We start from the raw sequence: 18,483 nt of genomic DNA on the forward strand, positions 1-18,483 counted from the left end.
GGTTTCGTCACGCCCGCGCCGTCAGCGGAGCAGCCGGTGTGCCAGCAGGATGCCCGCGGCGGCGACGAGTGGCGGCATCAGGCCGGCCAACTGCGGCAGGGCGTACAGCGCGGCGATCAGGGGCGCGAGCACCCCCGTCGGCGTCGTCTGCTGGCCCGGCGGCACCGAAATCACGAGGCCGACGTAGAGCGCGACGACGAACAGGTAGCCCGCGGCGGCGAGGGCGGCGTCGTACCGGCCGTCCGCGGGGTCGTCACGTTCTCGCGCCCGTCGATGCCGGCGCGCCACGAACAGCACGGGTGCCACCAGCGGCACCACGACGAACAGGCCGACGACGGCGAAAAACGACCTCGAGAGCGTCAGGCTCCCGCCGCGGCCGCCGGTCGTGCTCGCGATGGCACCGATCACGGCGGCGACGAAGAGCAGGCTCACCGCGACGGTCAACAGGCCACCGAGGACGACGTACGACCGGAACAGGCGGGAGTCGCTCGCCCCGAAGGCGTAAGGAAAGGCGCCGACGACGCCGCGGTAGTCCTCTGCCATCGTCGGTGGTAGTCGTCGCGGCGAGTTAACGGCCGCGAATTTCGATCACGCGGGCCGGTAGCGAACCTCGTCGCCGTCGACCCGCTCCGCGGCCTCCAGCAGCACCAGCCAGTCGAGCAGGCGCCCCACCCGCTCGCGCCACACGGCCGTCCACTCCGTGTCGCGGTGGCGCTCCCACCTCGGCACGCGCTCGCGGACGGCCTCGAAGGCGGCGTCGACGGCCAGCGATCCCTCGGACGCCAGCGCGTCGCGGACGGCGTCGGCGGCGAACACCCGGTCGAGGAGGGCCGCCCGACAGCCCTCGACCGTCGGTTCGGCGTCGGTCCGTCGGTAGCCCGACGGCGTCTCCTCGGCCAGTTCGAGCGCCCGGAGGAAGGTGAGCCACGTCCGCGCGGCGTCACGGTCCGGCAGGTCGAGTCGGCCGACGAGGCGGGCACAGCAGTCGTCCTCGGTGCCGGGGACGAGCGGCACCGCCCGCTGGACGCGGGTGACGTATTCGAACGCCTCGGGCGCGGGCGGGACGGGTTTGAACCTCACAGCCCGAACGACTCGGCCAGCAGGTCGTGATTCGTCTCGCCCAGCGCGTACGTCGGGCCGTCGACGACGTCGACGGTCACCTGCGCGGGCGCGAACACCGACTCGGGCACCTCGTAGAAGTCCCAGTCGGCGTCCTCGAACACCTGCTCGAAGGGCGTGTCGTACTCCGCGGCGGCGGTGGAGGGCACCTCGTCGAACCGGTCGAAGTCCTCGCGCACCTGCACGTACACCTGCCCGCCGTAGGCGAGGGCGTCGTTGGTGCGGCCCATCGCCACCCCTTCGTCGTGGCTCACGGGGGCGACGGGCGCGCTCCCGGCCGCCGACACCACGTCAGTCGGGTCGTAGCCGAGTTCGAACAGCCGAAAGAGCGCGAGTTCGGGCGCGCGAGCGGCGGCGCTGACGCTCCCGGCCATCGACCCCGTGGCGTACGTCGGCAGGAAGACACCGCTCGGCGCGACGCCGGCGCGGTCGGCCACCTGCTCGGCCGCGGCGTCGCCCGGCAGACTATCCGCCTCGACGGCCAGAACGGTCAGATCGAACTCGTCGTAGTAGCCGACGACTTCGAACTCGTACTCCTCCCCGACGAGGGCGCGCGCCGGGCCGGAACCGAGGCCGTCGACCCCCTCCGCGGCGAGTTCCCAGCCCGCTTTCTGCGAGCAGAGGAGCGCGAGCGCCGGCTTGTCGGTCGTGAGTTCGACGTGCGGGAAGGGCGTCCCGGCCACCTCGTCCATGCGGGTCTGAATCGTCGCCAGCCCGGCGGTCTGTATCTCCGCGAGCAACAGCCCGGCTTCGAGGCCACCCGCTGCCTCGACGCCGAAATCGAGGACCGTCGCCCCCGAGTCGAGTTCGAACACGTCGACGTTGAGTTCGCCCGCGAAGTCGATCGCCTCGTCGACGAGTTCGACGGCCATCCGGTTGAGACTCTCCATACGGGCCGGTTGGGCGCTTTCACTTATAGGGGTTGTCGGTCACTGCCGGTCGCGCTTCGCCTCCCGTCCAAGCGCCGCCTCGACCCCCTCGACCTTCGACGCCGCCGAGGCCGTACTCGTTCGCTTGTCGTCGATTTTCAGGACCGTACTCACCCGATCCGCCTCCACTGCGCGATGGGCCGCCTCACAGGCGGCGAACAGGACACCCACGTCGTCGGCTTCGATCACCGTTCCCATCGGATTCGTCTCGTAGCTCACGTCGAACTCGTCCAGTGCAGCCACCGCATCCGCCACGTCCTCGGCCATGCTTCCCTCTTTCACCGGGGCAACCGACAGGAGTGCAACGACGGTCATGGGATGACTCGGGCGGCCGCAGGTATATTTCCCATCGTCACGTTGACGTGACCATGGCCGTCATCGAGGTGCAGGGGTTGACCAAGGCCTACGGCGACACCGTGGCCAACGACCGTCTCGACTTCTCCATCGAATCGGGCGAAATCTTCGGCTACCTCGGCCCGAACGGCGCCGGCAAGTCGACGACGATCCGACAGCTCATGGGGTTTCAGGCGCCGACCGAGGGCACCGCGACGATCTTCGGCCACGACGTGCGCGACGACCGGGAACTCCGGCAGGCGAAAGCGCGAATCGGCTTTCTCCCCGGCGAACCCGCCTTCGCCCCGTCCGTCACCGGCGCGGAGTTTCTCGACTACCAGGCCGAACTCAAGGGCGACACCCGCCGCGACGAACTCCTCGACCTGTTCACGCCGCCGCTTTCCCGCCCGGTTCGGGAGTATTCGACGGGCAACAAGCAGATGCTCGCCATCGTGCAGGCGTTCATGCACGACCCCGACCTCCTGATCATGGACGAACCGACCTCGGGGCTCGACCCGCTCAAACAGGAGGCGTTTCACGACTTCCTCCGCGCGGAGCGGGCCCGGGGAACGACCGTCTTCTTCTCCTCTCACATCCTCGGCGAGGTTCGGCGGGTCTGTGATCGGGTGGGGATCATCCGTGACGGCCGCCTCGTCACCGTCGAGAACGTCGCGGAACTGCTGTCCCGGGGGGGCAAGCAGGTCCACCTCCACACCGAAACGCCGCTGACCGAGGCGGATTTCGACCTCGATGGCGTCGTCGGCTTCGAGTCCGAGGGCCGCGAGGTGCGCTTTACGTTCACCGGCGACTACAACGCCCTGTTCGCGGCGCTCGCCGACCACCGAGTCGTCGATATCGATATCGACGAACCGCCGATAGAGGAGGTTTTCATGCACTTCTACGGCGACGAAGGTGAGCGATGATGCTCCCGACGACCCGCTACGACGCGCGACGGCGCGTCCGCGGCACCCTCGCCTTTGCCATCCTCCTCGCCGCCTTCGCCCTGCTTATCATCTACCTCTTTCCGACAATCGCCGAGTCGAGCGCCGACATCGACGCCCTCATCGAGTCGCTCCCCGAGTCGTTCCGGGAGGGGTTCGGCGCCGAGACGTACACGACCATCGAGGGATTCGTCGCCGCCGAACTGTACCAGACCGTCTGGGTGCTGTTGCTCGGCCTCTACATGGCCTACGCCGGCGGTGGCCTCCTCGCGGGCGACGTCGAGTCCGGGCGCCTCTATCTGGTGCTCGCGACGCCCGTATCGCGGAAGCGGGTCGCCTTCGAGAAGTTCCTCTCGCTCGGTCTCCCCATCGTCGTCCTCAACGTGACGATGCCGCTGGTCGTCTTCGCCGGGACCGTCGCCATCGACTACCCGCTCGACCCCTACTACCTGCTGATCGTCCACGTCCTCTCGATCCCCTATCTCCTCGTCTGTAGCGGAATCGGAATGGCGCTCTCGACGGTCCTCGATCGGGGCGACGCCGCCCAGCGGAGCGCCCTCGCCCTCCTCTTTCTCTGCTTTCTCCTCGACTCGGTGACGCTCGGGACGGACGTGGAGTGGCTCGGCGCGGTCAGCCCCACGCGGTATCTCGACCCGACCGAGGTCCTCCTCCACGAGACGGTCGACCTCGTCGACCCCCTGCTCCTGTTGCTCGTCGCTATCGTCCTCGTGTTCCTCAGCCTCCGCTACTTCCAGACTCGTGACCTCTAACCTCCCTCACACATTTATGCGGCCGTGCCGACGTAAGGGTCGTATGTCCGTGGTCCGGTCCCCGTCGCCCTCCGACCGCCCCCGTCCGTCTCGACCGGCGGAGGGTCGGCGTCGATGACTGCGTCACGCTCCCGGGTCGTCGTCGTCGGACTCCTCCTCCTGTTGGCGGCCGTCGCCCCCGTCGTCGGCGTCGAACAGGTCATCGGCTCCCCCGACGTCGACGTCTTCAGTCCCGACAACGAGGTGCACCCCGGCGAGGAGACGACGCTCCCGGTCTACCTCTCGAACACCGGGCAACTGCGCCAGTCCGGGCCGGCCGAGTACGTCGACCGCGTCACCACGGCGCGTGGCCTGACGTTCACCGTCTCCGACGGGGACGCCCCCATCGACGTCAACACCGGTCGGTATCCGGTCGGAAGCGTCCCGGAGGGAACCGCCGGCCCGTTCCCCGTCTCGATCACCGTCGCCGAGGACGCCCCGCCGGGCACCTATCGGCTCCCCGTCCGCGTGCGCTACGCCTACACGCTCATGGTCGATTACAGCACCTCGCCTCCGGATTTCGTCGACAGCACCCGGGATCGGCGGCAGTATCTGACCGTCGTCGTCCGCGACGTGCCGCGGTTCGAGGTGGTGAACACGTCGTCGAGCGTCGGTGTCGGCGGCCGTGGCAACGTCTCCGTCACCGTCGAGAACGTCGGCACCGACCCCGCCCGCGACGCGACGCTCCGACTCGACTCGCCGTCGGACGAGGTGTTTCTCGGCACGCGCTCGACGAGTTCGCGGGCCTTCACCGGCACCTGGAACCCCGGCGAACGCCGGACGTTCGCGTTCGCGGCCCGCACCACCGACGACGCCGTGATCCGGGAGTACCCCCTCGTCGCGCGGGTGGCGTACCGCGACCGCGACGGCATCGGGCGCACCTCCCGCGAACTGACGACCGGCTTCACCCCCCTGCCCGAACAGACCTTCGCCGTCTCGAACCTCTCGACCGACCTGTACGTCGGCGAACCCGGGACGATTCGGGGGACCGTCGTCAACACCGGTCCGCGGACGGTCACCGACGCGACCCTCGTCTACACGTCGTCGACTCCGAACCTCCAGCCCGTCGACCGGGAGGTTGCCCTCGGGCGCCTCGCCCCCGGCGAGCGACACGACTTCGCCTACGAAATGACCGTCTCCGAGCGCGCGTCCGCGACGACCCTGCCCGCGAACCTCTCGGTTCGGTACCGCGACGGCGAGGGGAACCGGGGGACGAGCGATCCGCTGGAGCCGTCGGTCGTCGTCGCCCCCGAACGGACCTGGCTGGCGGTGACGCCCGAGTCGAACACGTTCACTGTCGACTCCGAGAACCGCCTGACGATCCGGATCCGAAACGTCGAGGGCGTCCCCCTCCGGAACGTGGTCGCCCGCCTCTCCGTGGACGCCCCCTTCGAGACGGAGTCGCGTGTCGCGTACGTGGACGACCTTCGTCCGAACGCGTCCGCGACGCTCGCGTTCGAACTCACCGTCTCCGAGGACGCCGTCCCGACGCGGTCGTCGGTCCGACTGAACGTGACGGCCGACCGGCCGGACGGCGAGACGATTCATCTCGACACCTACGACGTGCCGGTGGTCGTCGCCGACGAGGCGGGACCGACCGATATCGTCGTCCTCGTCGCCGGATCGCTGGTCGCGCTTGCCCTCCTCGTCGGCGGGTGGCTGTGGATCCGGCGGTAGTCAGCGCTCCGCTTCGATCACCGACGGTCCGTCGTCGAGGCGAACCCGAAGCGTATCGCCCTCGCACTCGACCCGTACCGTCGCCCGCCACGGATCGGTGCCGGTGATCGACGTCCGCTCGTCGGAGGCGGCGAAGGGGAGCGACCAGACGTGCCGGCGCGTCACGTCGATACCGTGGTCGTAGAAAAAGGAGACGACGGCGGGATGGGTGACGAGCAGCCCGCCGAGACGCGTGTAGATGGCGCCGTCGCAGGTGTCACAGGTGTGCAGGACGCGGTGTTCGATGGCGGGGTTGTCGCGGTGGGGCATCTCGGCGTCCGGTGGGAGGACCCGCGAGGTCATGCGGCCACAGCACCACGGGCAGACGCCTTTCGACATCGACGCGATTTCGCGCTGGATGCGCTCGTTGGCCGCCCGGAGGACGCCCTCGCGTTCCCGCTCGGTCAGGCTGCTCGGCGGGCAGAAGTACTTGTAGAACACCGCGCCACAGTCGCCGCCACAGCGCACGCGGAACATGCTGTCGTCGTAGGCGGCCTCCTGTGACGCGCCGCAGACGTGACAGTCGGCGTCGAGTTCGAAGGCGTCGATCCGCACGCGGTCGGTGAACGTCCCCGCCTTGATCGCCTGATACACCCGGACGCCGGGGTAGCTCAGGCGGTAGCCATCCTCCGTCTCCTCGACGAACTGGCCCTCCAGTTTGCCGAGGTGGTAGTTGAACCGGCCGCTCCCCGAGATGTCGGCTCGGCGTCGCAACTCGGCGAAGGGGAGCGTCTCCGGGACGCCGGGCGTGGAGGCGTCCCCGAGCGCCCTGATGATCTTGATTCGCGTCCCGTCTGCCAGCAGGGTGAACGCGTCGTCGGGACGCAGGCTCTCCGTGTCGTCAGTCACCGTACAGAATCGGGGATGTCGACGTACATATACCCTCGGCCGTCGCCGACGGGTCGGGCGTGTCGAGCCGTCGACCGAGGGGCAAGGGTATCACCGACGGTCGTCGCCGACGGATCGAGCGTGTCGAGCCGTCGACCGATCACCGGACACCGCCGGGACGGCATGGTGAATCACGCGTGGGTTTTAACCGACCGACTGTCCACGGATAACGAACGAATGGCGGACTCCACGTTCGAGTACCTGGCCGGCTCGGAACTCCGGTCGGCGGTGCTAGCCGTCCTTCGGGCGGAGGGCCCCCTCCCACTCCGGGAGGTGGCCGACCGAGTTTCCGCCTCGCGCCGCACGGTCAAGCGCACGCTGCGTGCGATGGAGTCGCGGGGCTGGATCCGACCGACAAACGGCGCGTACGAACTCACGGCGCTCGGAGCGACGGTGCTCGCGGCCCACGAAGAGTTCCGGGAGCGAAGCCGTATCGCACGGCGCCTCCGGCCGTTTCTCGAACGCGTCCCCGCGTCGGAGTTCGACCCCGGCATCGGCGCGCTGGCCGACGCCACCGTCTGCACGCCCGACGACGACCCGACGGCCTTCGTCGACCGCCTCGTCGAACTCCGGGCGGGGGCGACGCGGGTCCGCGAGTACACGCCCTTCCTCATGCTCGACAGCCTCGAACAGTTCTCCGAGGGAAACGGTCAGTCCGACGGCGACGTGATCGTCGTCGTCCGCACCGACACGCCACCCCGGTCGACGCCGGCGTACGACGAGCGATTCGAGGCGCTGGTCGCGGCGCCCCACGCCGAGGTGTACGTCGACCCCGACGGTCCGACGAACATCGCGTTCGGCGTCGCCGACGGCACCGCCTTCCTCGGCGTGGCCGACGACGACGGCATGCCGGGCGCCCTGCTGGTGGGCGACGCGCCCGAACTCGTCTCGTGGGTCGAACGGCAGTTCGAGGACTGTCTCGACGCCGCGGAGCCGCTGCCCGAGTGAGCGCGGCGACTCCCCGTCGTCGACCCGTGCGTTCATTACGCGGAGGGCGCAACGCCACGGCATGTACGCGGTGGTCGGCTGCACCGACTGTCACGCCCTGTGGTTGCTCGCGGACCCCGACGCGGCCGAGACGGCGACCTGCCCGCGCTGTGGACGGCGCCACCGAACGGCCGGCCTGAAGCGCTTCGTCACCGCCGAGGACCGCGAGACGGCGCGCGAGGCCCGGGCCGCGATGCTCGCCGACGCCGCCGACGCGACCGACGCCTTCGAGTCGACGCCATCCGTCGCCGAGATGGAAGTCACGACCGACGACGCCGTCGTCGACGACGCGGAGTATCTCGACGCCGCCGGCATCGATCCGGACGACGTCGCCGCGGCGGGTGAGTCCGCGACGGGCGGACGGGCCGGGTCGCGGAGCCGCCCCGAAATCGTCCGCGACGCGCTCCGCGAACTGGACGCCCCCGACGAGTCCGACGTGGTGGCCTACGCGACGGACCACGGCGTCCCCGCGGACGCCGCGGCCGACCTGCTCGACCGGCTGGTTCGACGGGGTGAAGCGACGGCGAGCGGCGGGACGTACCGACTGCTGTAGCCGGCTACCGCCCCAGCGACTCGTGGGCCGAGGAGAGATGTCGGGAGCCGAGCGCGGCGAGCAGAGAGAGTTCGCCCGCCAGCGCGCCGACGGCGATGCACTCCGCCAGCGCGTCGGCGTTCGCCCCCGGCGGGTCGCCCCCGCCCGCGACGCCGAGGAGGTCCAGCCCCTCGCCCTGCGTCGGAAGTTTCGTCCCGCCGCCGACGGTACCGACTTCGAGACTCGCCAGCGAGACGGAGACGTACAGCCCCTCCTCGCGGGCCTCGGCGGTCGTGATGGCGTTCGACCCCTCGACCACCTGCGCCGCGTCCTGCCCGGTCGCGAGGAACATGGCCGCGACGACGTTGGCGACGTGGGCGTTGAAGCCGAGGCTCCCCGCCTTCGCGCTCCCGACGTGGTTCTTGCGCGTGTTCACCTCCGCGATGGCCTCGGGCGTCGTGTGCAGGCGCTCCTCCACCACGTCGCGGGGGATCACCACGTCGGCGGTGACGCTCCGCCCCCGCCCCTCGACGGCGTTGATCGCCGCCGGCTTCTTGTCCGTACACAGGTTGCCCGAGAGGGCGACCAGCGAGGCGGTCGTCGACTCCTCGACCGCCTCGGCGGCCGCGCGCGTGGCGATGGTGGCCATGTTCATCCCCATCGCGTCCTTGGTGTCGTAGCGAAAGCGGAGGAAGACGGAGTCGCCGACGACGTAGGGGGTCACGTCCGTCAGTTCGCCGTGGCTCGTCGTCGCTTCGGCGGCCTCGCGCAGTCGGTCCTCGTTCTCGCGGACCCACTCGACGAGCGCCTCGGCCTCGGCCACGTCGCCGACGCGGAAGACGGGCGCGCGCGTCATCCCCGACTTGGTGACGCGGGCGGTGGCGCCGCCCGCGGCGTCGACGACCGAACAGCCGCGGTTGACGCTCGCCAGCAGGGCACCCTCCGTCGTCGCCATCGGGAGGTAGCGCTCGCCGTCGACGGCGCCGCCGTGAATCGTGACGGGGCCGGCGACGCCCATCGGCACCTGCGCCGCGCCGATCATGTTCTCGATGTTGGCGTCGGCGCGGTCGGCCGGGAAGCCGTACGCGCCCACGGCGTCGAGGTCGACGCCGGTGTCCGATTCGACGATCCGCCGCCGCGCCGTCGCCGCCGCGTCGGCGTCGGCATGGTCCTCGAGTTCGTGGAGTCGGAGGTCGCCGTCGCGGACGCGCCGAACGAGGGCGTCCGCGTCCGCATCCGGGTCGTCGGTCATGCCCGACCCGTCGAGCGGCCGGCGCCTAATACTTAGGGATTATCGTAACTGTCCGTAGATTCTCGCCGGGACGGTCCGGCGAGAATCTCCGATGACTTCCGATAACCCCTAACTGTCGACTGCCGGTCCGGGCGCCCAAAAGGTAAACTCACCGGCCGACGAGTGCACGGTATGGAGCTATCAAGTCCCGCCTTCCGAGACGGCGATCCCATCCCCGAGGAGTACGGCTACACGGAGCGCAACGTCAACCCGCCGCTGGAGATTTCGGACGCCCCGTCAGACGCCGAGTCGCTCGTCATCGTCGTCGACGACCCCGACGCGGTCGAACCCGCCGGGAAAATCTGGATTCACTGGCTGGTATGGAACGTCAACCCGACGCGCAAGCGGATTCCGGAGGACTGGTCGACCGACACCGCCGCCGCCGTCGAGGGTGAGAACGACTACGGCGAGGTGGGCTACGGCGGTCCCAACCCACCGGACCGCGAACACACCTACCGCTTCCGGCTGTTCGCGCTCGACGACGAACTCGGCCTGTCGGCGGGCGCGTCGCTCGACGAACTGGAGCGGGCGATGGAGGGCCACGTCGTCGACGAAGCGCTCTACGAAGGGACGTACGCGCCCTGAGCGTCAGAACAGCGTCCGGTTACAGGAGCCACACAGCGTCTCCTCTTTCTTGTCGACTTCGCGGACCGTCGGCGAGAAACTCATGACACAGCGCTCGTTGTCGCAGTGTTCGAGGCCGACGGTGTGGCCGATCTCGTGGACGATCTCCTTGCGCACGCGGTCGGCGAAGACTTCGGACTGTGGCTTGGAGGTGATGCCGCCGTCGGAGGAGGTCTGGAGGCGGTACGTCGAGACGACGGAGCCGTTGCCGTTGAGGTAGGCGAGGCCGAAGACGTAGTTCCGGCGGCGGTAGTAGAGGTCCTCGCCGGTGATGCCGATGTTCTTCTCGCCGGAGCCGATGCGGCTCGCGAGTTCGATGAACTCCTCGGCCCGGTACTGGTTTCGGCTCCGGTCGAACGCGCCGTCGGGGATGGACTGGGCGTCGTGAACCGTCACCTCGCAGTCGTACACGGAGCGGAGACCGGCAGAAGCCTCGCGTTTCACCTGTGCCGGAACGTCCCCGATCGGCACGATGTCGACGAGCATGAAAGGCGTTAAGCGCGGCCCCGCTATAAATATCCCGACGTGTCCGCCCCGCGCACCGAACTCGCCGCCCGCCTCGCGACCTACGACCGCCTCGTCGAGGTGGGGATCGGCCGCCGGCCGGAGGTGGCGGCCGCCCTCGTCGACGCCGGCTGCGACGTGACGGCGACGGACGTGTTCGACGCCCCCGTTCCCGAGGGTGTCCGGTTGGTCCGCGACGACGTGGTCGAGCGGGCCAAGGCAACGGACGGTCACCCCGGCGACCCCCTCCCCGATCACTACCGCGTCGACGCCGTCTACGGCCTGAACCTCCCCGCCGAACTCCAGTCCCCCGCCCGCGACGTGGCCCGCGCCGCCGGCGCCGACTTCCTCTTTACCACCCTCGGCTTCGAGGAGCCCGTGATTCCGGTCGCCCGCGAGACGGTTGACACCGAGACGCTGTACGTCGCCGAGCGTCGTAGATAGCGGGCAGGGTTACCGACGAGCGAACGCGAAAGCCGCTCGCGGCCATTCGTGTCAGTCCGTCGCACGATCACGACCACGAACCCGGGCACCACCACGAACACGTCGACGAGGCCGTCGAGGGCCTTGAAGCCGCGGCGGGCGGCAGTCTGGACGACGTGGACCTCGATCCCTCGCTCCCCGAACTGATCATCGGCGACGCCTCGGTCGCCGACTGGGTTCGGATGACCGACGACATCACCAGAAATCGAAAATTTCTGGTTAGCAGTCAGAACGCGGTCGCGTTCTGACGACATCGACGAGGCCTGTGCCGCGCAGGCGCGCTATCTCGACGAACACCCGCTCGTCGACGCGACCGTCCACGGCTACGTCTACGAGGTCGAAAGCGGGACGCTCCGCCACCCCGGCGGTCGGATCGCCGAGGAGATTAGCACGCGCGTCGAGTAGCATGGAAAGGCACTTGCCCCGACGCGCCCGCCACCGGATATGGACGTAGACGCGGTCGTTCTCGACATCGACGGGGTGCTCGTCGACGTGGCGAACTCCTACCGCCGCGCCATCGTCGAGTCCGTCGACCGGGTGTACGGGCGGACCGTCGACGACGCGGCGATTCAGGCGTTCAAGGACGCCGGCGGCTTCAACAACGACTGGGAACTCACCTACGCCGCGGCGCTGTTCGTCCTCGCCCGCGACGCGGGGTACGACGCCGACGTGACGGCCTTCACCGACGCCATCGCCGAGACAGGGGGTGGCCTCGACGCCGCGGAGGCCGTCGTCCGCGACGCGGGCTATCCGGCCGCCTTCGACCGCTGGGACCCCGAACGCCTCCGCGAGACCTTCCAGGCGCTCTACCTCGGCGCCGACCTGTACCGCGATCTGGAGGGCAGCGACCCGCCCTTCGAGACGCGGGGCTACATCAACGACGAACCCGTTCTCGTCGACGAGTCGACGATCACCGCCCTGACCGAGCGGTTCGCCGTCGGCGTGTTGACCGGGCGGCCGGCCGCGGAGGCGACCATCGCCCTCTCGCGGGTCGGCCTCTCCGTCCCCGACGCCCACCGGTTCACGATGGACGACTGGGCGGAGGGGAAACCCCACCCCCGCGCCCTGCTGACGCTCGCCGACCGACTGGACGCGACGCGAGTGGCCTTCGCGGGCGACACGCTCGACGACGTGCGGACGGCGGTCAACGCCGCCGCGGCCGACCCGGATCGGACCTACCACGGAATCGGCGTCCTCACCGGCGGCCTGACCGGCGAGGCGGGCCGCCGGGCGTTCGAGGACGCGGGCGCCGCGGCGGTGGTCGAGACGGTGAACGACCTCCCCGACCTGCTCGACCCGTGACGCCCGACTGGTCCCGCTTCGGCGCCGTCGCGGCCGTCCTCGTCCTCGTCGTGGTGGTCGTCGTCGCCGTCACCTCGCCGCCCGACCCGTACACGCAGCTTCGGGGCATCATCCCGGGTGTCCTCGTCGCCCTCGTCGTCGCCTACCTCGTCGCCATCGGCGGCGAATAGGGCCAGTCCCAACACGCTTACTTCGGACGGGCCCACAGTCGGACCATGCGAATCGCACTGCTGGGCGGCACCGGCGACATCGGCGAGGGACTCGCCCTCCGGTGGGCCTACCACACCGACCACGAGGTGGTGATCGGCTCGCGCGACCCCGAGAAGGCCCGCGCGAAAGCCGAGGAGTACGAGACCGAACTGTCGAGTCGCGGCGTCGACCGCAAGATCAACGGCTTCGAGAACGCGATGGCGGCCGACCGGGCGCGGGTGGTCGTCCTCGCCGTCCCCGCGTACCACGCGACCGACACCGTCGAGTCCATCGTCGACTCCCTCGACGACGAGACGATCCTCGTCACGCCCGCGACGGGGATGAAACGCGACGACGACGGCTTCCACTACAACCGCCCCGGCGCGGGCAGCGTCACCCAACTCGTCGCGAACGCCGCGCCGGAGACGGTGCCCGTCGTCGGCGCGTTCCACAACCTCGCGGCCGGCCGCCTCGCCGATCTGGACACCGACCTCGGCATCGATACGCTCCTCGTCGCCGACGACCCCGACGCCAAGGACATCGTCTCCCTCCTCGCCGACGACATCGACGGCCTCCGGCCGCTGGACGCCGGTGGCCTCAACAACGCTGCCGAAGTCGAGTCGCTGACGCCGCTCCTGATCAACGTCGCCATGCACAACGACGGCCTCCACGACCTGGGCGTTCGGTTCGAGTAGCGCGACCGCGTGCCCCCGTCCGTGGCGAGATTGACCCACACGGCGTGCGAGCCCGATTTCGCTCGCGTCGGCGATAAACCCATTAGCGACGTCCACGCATACCCCGTTACAGTGTCATGAGTGGACCGATGGTTCCTCGGCTGGGTCTGGTGGACCGCCTCCGGCAACCCGAGTACGTCGGCGAGAACCGGTGTATTCCGTGTACGGTCGTGAACGTCCTGATCGCTCTCGTCCTCGCTGGGACGGCGGCGCTCGTCGCGCCTCCCCTCGGCGTGGGGGTGCTCGTCGCCGCGCTGGCGGCGATTTACCTGCGTGGGTATCTGGTCCCGTACACCCCCACGCTCACGAAGCGGTACTTCCCGGATCGGGTCCTGCGCTGGTTCGACAAGGACCCCACCTTCCGGGACGTGGAACGGCCGGAGGACGTCGAGGATATCGACGTCGAAACGCTGCTGTACGAGATGGGCGTCGTCACCGAGTGTGAGGACATCGACGACCTCTGCCTCGAACCGGCGTTCCAGCGGGCCTGGCGCGACGAAATCGAGTCCCTCCGGGCGAAGGATTCCCTGCGCGGGGACCTCCTCGACCTGCTCGGTCTCGACGACGAGCACGAGATCGAAGAGTACGGGGACGGTGCCCGCGTCGTGCGGGTCGACGGCCAGCACGTCGGTCAGTGGGAGTCGGACGCGGCACTCGTGGCCGACCTCGCGGCCGACGAGATTCTCGCACAGTGGGACGACGGCTGGGCGGACCTCCACGTCGTCAACCGGAGCGAGGTCCTCAGTTCGTTGCGGCTGTTCCTCGAACAGTGTCCGAACTGTGACGCTCCGGTGACGATCGACCAGGACCGAGCCAGGTCCTGCTGTCTCGCCATCGAAGTCGCCGTCATGACCTGTGAGGCCTGCGGCGCCCGAGTCTTCGAGTTCCAACTCGACGAAGAACTCTGACCGCGACGGCGTTCGTCCCGTTCGACGGGGCCATCAGAACCGGTCTTCGAGTTCCGCCCGCAGGTCGTCGACCGTCGCGTCCTGCATCGCCAGCAGGACGAGCAGGTGATAGACCAGGTCGGCCGACTCGGCCAGCAGTTCCTCGCCGTCGTCGTCCTTGGCCGCGAGGATCACTTCGGTCGCCTCCTCGCCGATCTTCTCCAGCACCGCGTTCTCGCCTTTCTCGTGGGTGAACAGCGAGGCGGTGTACGAGCCCTCGGGGAGTTCGTCCCGGCGGTCCTCGATGGTGGCAAAGAGGGCGTCGAGGACGGCGTCGGTCTCCGAGTCGTCGGTCACGCCTCGGCCCCCACGTCGGCGTCGGCGAGCAACGGGTCGAACAGCGCGAGGCGGTGGAGGCGGTCGTCGGCGGTGAGTTCCGGGTGGAAAGAGGTGGCGACGACCGATCCCTGAGCCACGGCGACGGGGCGGTCCTCCCACGTCGCCAGCACGTCCACGTCCGGTCCCACCTCGTCGACGACGGGGGCACGGATGAACACCGCGTGGAAGGGGTCGTCCAGCCCCTCGACGTCGAGACCGGCTTCGAAGCTGTCGACCTGCCGGCCGAAGGCGTTGCGGTCGACGCTCACGTCGAGCAGACCGAGCGTGTCGACCCGGTCGTCGCGGGCGTCGCGGGCGGCGACGATCAGCCCGGCACAGGTCGCCAAAATCGGCTTGCCGGCGGCGGCGTGGTCCCGAATTTCGTCGTCGATGCCCTCCAGACGGAGGAGCCGGGAGATGGTGGTCGACTCGCCCCCGGGGAGCGCGAGGGCGTCGCAGTCGGGGACGACGCCCGACTCGCGGATCTCGACCACTTCGACGGCGTGGTCCGTGGCGGCCGCTGCGCGTTCGATTGCGTCGACGTGTTCGCTCACGTTGCCCTGCACGGCGACGACGCCGATCCGCCTGCTCATACCGAGCGTCGTAACTGCGTCCCGGCGGGTCGCCGTGATGGTTCCGCGACCCGCCAGGGCTGACTGACGACCATCGTTACAGCGAGACGACGTTCAGAATCTGGACGAGGACGCCGAAGAGGACGCCGAACGCCACGACGGTCTTCGGATCGATCCGGATGGCGTTGCGGTCCTCGGCGTCGAAGTAGCGAACGAGCCCCGCACTCGACATCAGGCCGCCGCTCTGACTCCCACTCATGGCCGATAGTGGGTTCCTCGCTCGCCTAAACGTTTCGCTCCGCGCCGGTCGGCGCTCGACGCTAGCCCGTCGGTCCGCGATCCGCCTCGAATGGCAAACGCTTATGCGCGCCGCTCCGGAATCCGTTCGACGGACCATGACCGTTCGACTGCTCGATTTCTACGCCGACTGGTGCGGCCCGTGTGACGCTCAGGAACCGATCCTGGAGGAACTGCTCGCGGACTACGAGGGCGTCGAGCTGACGAAAATCGACGTGGACCAGGACCAGGACACCGCCAACGAATACCAGGTCCAGTCCCTCCCGACGGTGGTCGTCGAGAACGACGACGGCATCGTCGACCGGTTCGTCGGGGTCACTCAGCGTCCCGACATCGAGGACGCGCTTCAGCGCGCAGGCGTGTGAGCGGGGGCTGACACCCGCGCCCCGCCCGCGAATCCCCACCGTTATGACGATCCGATCCTAACCCGGATTTAAATGGGCATCCTCGAAGACAAATCTCGGGCGCGGCTGTTCTACAAGTACCTTTCGAAGGTGTACGACCAGGTCAACCCGTTCATCTGGAACGAGGAGATGCGCGCGGAGGCGCTGGAACTCCTCGATCTCGCCCCCGACGACCGGGTGCTCGACGTGGGCTGTGGCACCGGCTTCGGCACCGAGGGCCTCCTCCAGTACACCGACGACGTCCACGGTCTCGACCAGAGCATCCACCAGATGGAGAAGGCGTTCACGAAGTTCGGCCGGACCGACGAGGTGAACTTCTACCGCGGCGACGCCGAACGCCTCCCGTTCAAGGACGACAGCTTCGACGCCGTCTGGTCCTCCGGCTCCATCGAATACTGGCCCAACCCGGTCGACGCGCTGGCGGAGTTTCGCCGGATCGTCGAGCCCGGCGGCCCGGTTCTCGTCGTCGGCCCCAACTACCCCAGCAGCTCCGTGTTCCAGCGGCTCGCGGACGCAATCATGCTCTTTTACGACGAAGCGGAGGCCGACCGCATGTTCGCCGAGGCCGGCTTCGACGACGTGAACCACGTCACGATGGGACCGGCGTACAACCCGGACATCGCCATCACGACGCTGGCGCGGGTTCCCGAGAACGATCGTAGCGAGTGAAACTGTGCAATGACTTTCACTCACTGCTAGACCGTCGCCGTCAGCGTCACCAGTTGCCGCCCGTCGTAGCGAAGCGTGACCGTTACGCGAGCGCCGGCCACGACCTGCGGCTGGTTCGTCGATGCCAGCCGAACCGACGCGCGTTCCCCAACCTCCCACGTCGGATCGGCGGCGGCGTTGAACGGTCCGGTCGGTCCCGGCCGAAACCCTCGCGCCGAGAAGAACGGAACCGGCGGCTGGTGGCGCAGGGGGTCGCCGTCGACGCGGACGACCACGTCGAGGCGGCGCACGTCGACCGACTCACCCGCCCGGTGGGTCAGGACGAGCCGATCCCCGTCGACCGCGAGGGTCGCGCCGGCGACGGTCGGCGCCGTGGGAAGTACCCCGAGGCCGACGGCCGCGACGGCCGTCCCGACGACGATGGCACAGACGACGCCGGTAGCGGCGGCACGGCCAGCCATGGGGTCGGTGGCTTCCCTATCGGTGATAAACGTCCGCGTCGGCCGAGTCGGCGACGAGCGGCGGCGTCGGCGTCGGCGTCGCGTTGTCGTCGGCCCGCGGTTCCCTGTCCACCCGCGGTGGGGCGCCGGGTTCGACGACGGCCTCGGCGGATTCGCCCTGCGCCTCGACGGTGACGGTGTAGCGGCGGTACGGCGAGAGCGTCCACAGGACGCCGTCGTCGCCGGTGGTGCCGAGCCGCGTCGCGTCGCCCGTCTCGATGGCCAGCGAGACGGTCGCGTCGATCGGATCGCCGGTCACCGAGTCGACGACGCGGACCTGTGCCGGCCCGCCGGGATACGTCTGGTTCACCACGAGGCGCACCCCGTCGCCGGTCCCCTCGGCCCGCTGGTCCGCGACCATCGACGCGAGCGGGCGGCGCTGGTGTTCGGCGTAGACGACCCGTGCGTCGCTGTCGACGAACGCCGTCAGGTCGCCGCGGCTGTGTCCGATGCGGACCGGGTAGGTCTCGCCGCCGCCGAACACCTGCGTCTGCTCGCGCGTCGTGTTCCAGATGACGGGGTAGCTCGCCGCGACGATGTCGAGTGCCACTTCGAGTTCGATAGCGTCGCCGGCGCCGTTCCGGAGGTCGCCGCGGTACGCCTCCCGGAGATACGTGTCGTCGAGGACGGTCGAGACGGTGACGCTCCGTGGGCCGGTCGCCAGGTAGAACCGGTGGGGGTCGGCCTCGCCACGGAGGACGGCCGCGGCGTGCGCTCGCACCGGCCCCCTGAACGCCGAGAGCTGGTTGCCGATGGAGGCCAGCCGACCGCGGTCGACGTCGAAGCCGCGGGTGTCGGCGGCTAGCTCCTCGATGCGGTTCCGTCGGTCGTTGAGTTCCTCCGCGGCGATGCTCACGCGGACGAGGGTGACGAGCAGTTCGCGGGCGCTCGCCTCGCCGCGGCCGTACGCCGCCACGGCGGTCGTCTGTCGCTCGTCGAGGTCGTCGACGCGCGCTTCGAGGTCCTGCAGCGCCGTTTCGAGGCGCTCCCGACGCTCGGCGGTCGTGTTCGCGGACTCGACGCGCTCGACCATCGCGCGTGTCTGGAGGTGATCGGTCGTCGCGTTCGCCGACAGGCCCAGCGCCGGCCCGAGGTCGACGTACTGCTGTTCGATGCCCCAGCGCTCGACCGACCTGGGCGGGACGTCGAGGACGTTGATCTGCTGGAGGGACGCGTCGCCGGTTTGCGCGACGTGAGTGGAGGGTTCGAGCGCCGGCGCCGTGCCGGTACCGCCGAGCGGTGCGGTACCGGCGGCCCCGTTCGTCGGCGATCCGGCGAGGCCGCCGGTCGCTCCCACCACGGCGGAGCAGAGGAGGAGGAGGGCAACCGCGATGACAGGGAGGGCTCTCATCGGGCGACGGTACACTCGCTGGCTACTAAAACCCCGCCTTCCGG

The 18,483-nt window shown here is 69.5% G+C and carries 25 protein-coding genes and 1 pseudogene; 14 read left to right on the forward strand and 12 right to left on the reverse strand.

What is annotated here, in order from left to right:
* Positions 1-21: 21 nt before the first annotated feature.
* The 4 genes from DU484_RS04950 to DU484_RS04965 are packed head-to-tail and all read right to left on the reverse strand — an operon-like array spanning position 22 to position 2,363.
* Complete coding sequence (locus DU484_RS04950) at positions 22-543, reverse strand: hypothetical protein (RefSeq protein ID WP_114585067.1); 522 nt, start codon at positions 541-543, stop codon at positions 22-24.
* 45 nt (positions 544-588) lie between these two features.
* On the reverse strand, positions 589-1,080 hold the full coding sequence (locus tag DU484_RS04955) for a hypothetical protein (RefSeq protein ID WP_114605262.1): 492 nt from the start codon (positions 1,078-1,080) through the stop codon (positions 589-591).
* Positions 1,077-2,009: a methenyltetrahydromethanopterin cyclohydrolase gene (mch, locus tag DU484_RS04960; protein ID WP_114585069.1), complete on the reverse strand. Its 933-nt coding sequence runs from the start codon at positions 2,007-2,009 to the stop codon at positions 1,077-1,079. Before mch ends, DU484_RS04955 begins: the two co-directional genes overlap by 4 nt.
* Positions 2,010-2,048: 39 nt before the next feature.
* Entirely contained in the window at positions 2,049-2,363 is a 315-nt protein-coding gene (locus DU484_RS04965; RefSeq protein ID WP_114605263.1) for a thiamine-binding protein, read from the reverse strand.
* 53 nt (positions 2,364-2,416) lie between these two features.
* Here DU484_RS04965 and DU484_RS04970 point away from each other — a divergent pair, with 53 nt between their 5' ends.
* The 3 genes from DU484_RS04970 to DU484_RS04980 all read left to right on the forward strand — a co-directional run bounded on the left by DU484_RS04970 (position 2,417) and on the right by DU484_RS04980 (position 5,808).
* Complete coding sequence (locus DU484_RS04970) at positions 2,417-3,304, forward strand: ABC transporter ATP-binding protein (protein ID WP_114585071.1); 888 nt, start codon at positions 2,417-2,419, stop codon at positions 3,302-3,304.
* A complete protein-coding gene (locus DU484_RS04975) occupies positions 3,301-4,092 on the forward strand; it encodes an ABC transporter permease (RefSeq protein WP_262342861.1) in 792 nt (263 codons plus the stop codon). The genes DU484_RS04970 and DU484_RS04975 overlap by 4 nt, the downstream gene beginning before the upstream one ends.
* Positions 4,093-4,206: 114 nt before the next feature.
* Entirely contained in the window at positions 4,207-5,808 is a 1,602-nt protein-coding gene (locus DU484_RS04980) for a COG1361 S-layer family protein (RefSeq protein ID WP_114605264.1), read from the forward strand.
* Here the strand turns inward: DU484_RS04980 and DU484_RS04985 are convergent, their stop codons facing one another.
* Positions 5,809-6,696 carry an ArsR/SmtB family transcription factor gene (locus DU484_RS04985; RefSeq protein WP_114585073.1) on the reverse strand — a complete coding sequence of 296 codons (888 nt, stop codon included), beginning with the start codon at positions 6,694-6,696 and terminating at the stop codon, positions 5,809-5,811.
* Between the two features lie 216 nt (positions 6,697-6,912).
* On the opposite strand from DU484_RS04985, the gene DU484_RS04990 reads away from it, so the two are divergent.
* Positions 6,913-7,683 (forward strand): helix-turn-helix transcriptional regulator, encoded by a 771-nt coding sequence (locus DU484_RS04990; protein WP_187347766.1) that lies wholly within the window; start codon positions 6,913-6,915, stop codon positions 7,681-7,683.
* Between the two features lie 61 nt (positions 7,684-7,744).
* Positions 7,745-8,275, forward strand: coding sequence for a DUF5817 domain-containing protein (locus tag DU484_RS04995; RefSeq protein WP_114605266.1), 531 nt, complete (start codon positions 7,745-7,747; stop codon positions 8,273-8,275).
* A 4-nt stretch (positions 8,276-8,279) separates the two neighbouring features.
* On the opposite strand, the gene hmgA is transcribed toward DU484_RS04995, so the two are convergent.
* Positions 8,280-9,506: a hydroxymethylglutaryl-CoA reductase (NADPH) gene (gene hmgA / locus DU484_RS05000; protein WP_114585076.1), complete on the reverse strand. Its 1,227-nt coding sequence runs from the start codon at positions 9,504-9,506 to the stop codon at positions 8,280-8,282.
* A gap of 171 nt (positions 9,507-9,677) precedes the next feature.
* Between hmgA and DU484_RS05005 the strand changes: the two genes are divergently transcribed.
* Positions 9,678-10,130: a YbhB/YbcL family Raf kinase inhibitor-like protein gene (locus tag DU484_RS05005; protein ID WP_114585077.1), complete on the forward strand. Its 453-nt coding sequence runs from the start codon at positions 9,678-9,680 to the stop codon at positions 10,128-10,130.
* Between the two features lie 3 nt (positions 10,131-10,133).
* Here DU484_RS05005 and DU484_RS05010 read toward each other — a convergent pair whose 3' ends face one another.
* On the reverse strand, positions 10,134-10,655 hold the full coding sequence (locus DU484_RS05010) for an archaemetzincin family Zn-dependent metalloprotease (protein WP_114585078.1): 522 nt from the start codon (positions 10,653-10,655) through the stop codon (positions 10,134-10,136).
* Positions 10,656-10,694: 39 nt separating this feature from the next.
* Here DU484_RS05010 and DU484_RS05015 point away from each other — a divergent pair, with 39 nt between their 5' ends.
* The 6 genes and pseudogenes from DU484_RS05015 to DU484_RS05035 all read left to right on the forward strand — a co-directional run bounded on the left by DU484_RS05015 (position 10,695) and on the right by DU484_RS05035 (position 14,289).
* On the forward strand, positions 10,695-11,117 hold the full coding sequence (locus DU484_RS05015) for a UPF0146 family protein (protein ID WP_114605267.1): 423 nt from the start codon (positions 10,695-10,697) through the stop codon (positions 11,115-11,117).
* 104 nt (positions 11,118-11,221) lie between these two features.
* A pseudogene (locus tag DU484_RS05020) lies at positions 11,222-11,561 on the forward strand (hypothetical protein); the annotation flags it as partial.
* 39 nt (positions 11,562-11,600) lie between these two features.
* Positions 11,601-12,458 (forward strand): TIGR01548 family HAD-type hydrolase, encoded by an 858-nt coding sequence (locus DU484_RS05025; protein ID WP_114585080.1) that lies wholly within the window; start codon positions 11,601-11,603, stop codon positions 12,456-12,458.
* Positions 12,455-12,628 carry a DUF7534 family protein gene (locus DU484_RS19405; RefSeq protein WP_157969500.1) on the forward strand — a complete coding sequence of 58 codons (174 nt, stop codon included), beginning with the start codon at positions 12,455-12,457 and terminating at the stop codon, positions 12,626-12,628. Before DU484_RS05025 ends, DU484_RS19405 begins: the two co-directional genes overlap by 4 nt.
* Before the next feature lie 45 nt (positions 12,629-12,673).
* Positions 12,674-13,342, forward strand: a complete 669-nt coding sequence (gene npdG, locus DU484_RS05030) for an NADPH-dependent F420 reductase (protein WP_114605268.1) — start codon at positions 12,674-12,676, stop codon at positions 13,340-13,342.
* 116 nt (positions 13,343-13,458) lie between these two features.
* Entirely contained in the window at positions 13,459-14,289 is an 831-nt protein-coding gene (locus DU484_RS05035) for a hypothetical protein (RefSeq protein ID WP_262342864.1), read from the forward strand.
* Between the two features lie 33 nt (positions 14,290-14,322).
* Here DU484_RS05035 and hisE read toward each other — a convergent pair whose 3' ends face one another.
* The 3 genes from hisE to DU484_RS05050 all read right to left on the reverse strand — a co-directional run bounded on the left by hisE (position 14,323) and on the right by DU484_RS05050 (position 15,477).
* Complete coding sequence (hisE, locus tag DU484_RS05040; protein ID WP_114585083.1) at positions 14,323-14,625, reverse strand: phosphoribosyl-ATP diphosphatase; 303 nt, start codon at positions 14,623-14,625, stop codon at positions 14,323-14,325.
* Complete coding sequence (gene pdxT / locus DU484_RS05045) at positions 14,622-15,239, reverse strand: pyridoxal 5'-phosphate synthase glutaminase subunit PdxT (RefSeq protein ID WP_114585084.1); 618 nt, start codon at positions 15,237-15,239, stop codon at positions 14,622-14,624. The genes hisE and pdxT overlap by 4 nt, the downstream gene beginning before the upstream one ends.
* Positions 15,240-15,315: 76 nt before the next feature.
* A complete protein-coding gene (locus DU484_RS05050; RefSeq protein WP_049935049.1) occupies positions 15,316-15,477 on the reverse strand; it encodes a preprotein translocase subunit Sec61beta in 162 nt (53 codons plus the stop codon).
* A gap of 136 nt (positions 15,478-15,613) precedes the next feature.
* On the opposite strand from DU484_RS05050, the gene DU484_RS05055 reads away from it, so the two are divergent.
* Together DU484_RS05055 and DU484_RS05060 are read left to right on the forward strand one after the other, a co-directional pair.
* Positions 15,614-15,880, forward strand: a complete 267-nt coding sequence (locus DU484_RS05055; RefSeq protein WP_114585085.1) for a thioredoxin family protein — start codon at positions 15,614-15,616, stop codon at positions 15,878-15,880.
* A gap of 72 nt (positions 15,881-15,952) precedes the next feature.
* Entirely contained in the window at positions 15,953-16,588 is a 636-nt protein-coding gene (locus DU484_RS05060) for a methyltransferase domain-containing protein (protein ID WP_114585086.1), read from the forward strand.
* A gap of 26 nt (positions 16,589-16,614) precedes the next feature.
* Here DU484_RS05060 and DU484_RS05065 read toward each other — a convergent pair whose 3' ends face one another.
* Entirely contained in the window at positions 16,615-17,049 is a 435-nt protein-coding gene (locus DU484_RS05065) for a type IV pilin (protein ID WP_114585087.1), read from the reverse strand.
* Between the two features lie 16 nt (positions 17,050-17,065).
* Positions 17,066-18,439: a DUF7096 domain-containing protein gene (locus DU484_RS05070; RefSeq protein ID WP_114605269.1), complete on the reverse strand. Its 1,374-nt coding sequence runs from the start codon at positions 18,437-18,439 to the stop codon at positions 17,066-17,068.
* Positions 18,440-18,483: the final 44 nt, after the last annotated feature.

The sequence above is a fragment of the Haloplanus rubicundus genome, assembly GCF_003342675.1.
Taxonomy (GTDB): domain Archaea; phylum Halobacteriota; class Halobacteria; order Halobacteriales; family Haloferacaceae; genus Haloplanus; species Haloplanus rubicundus.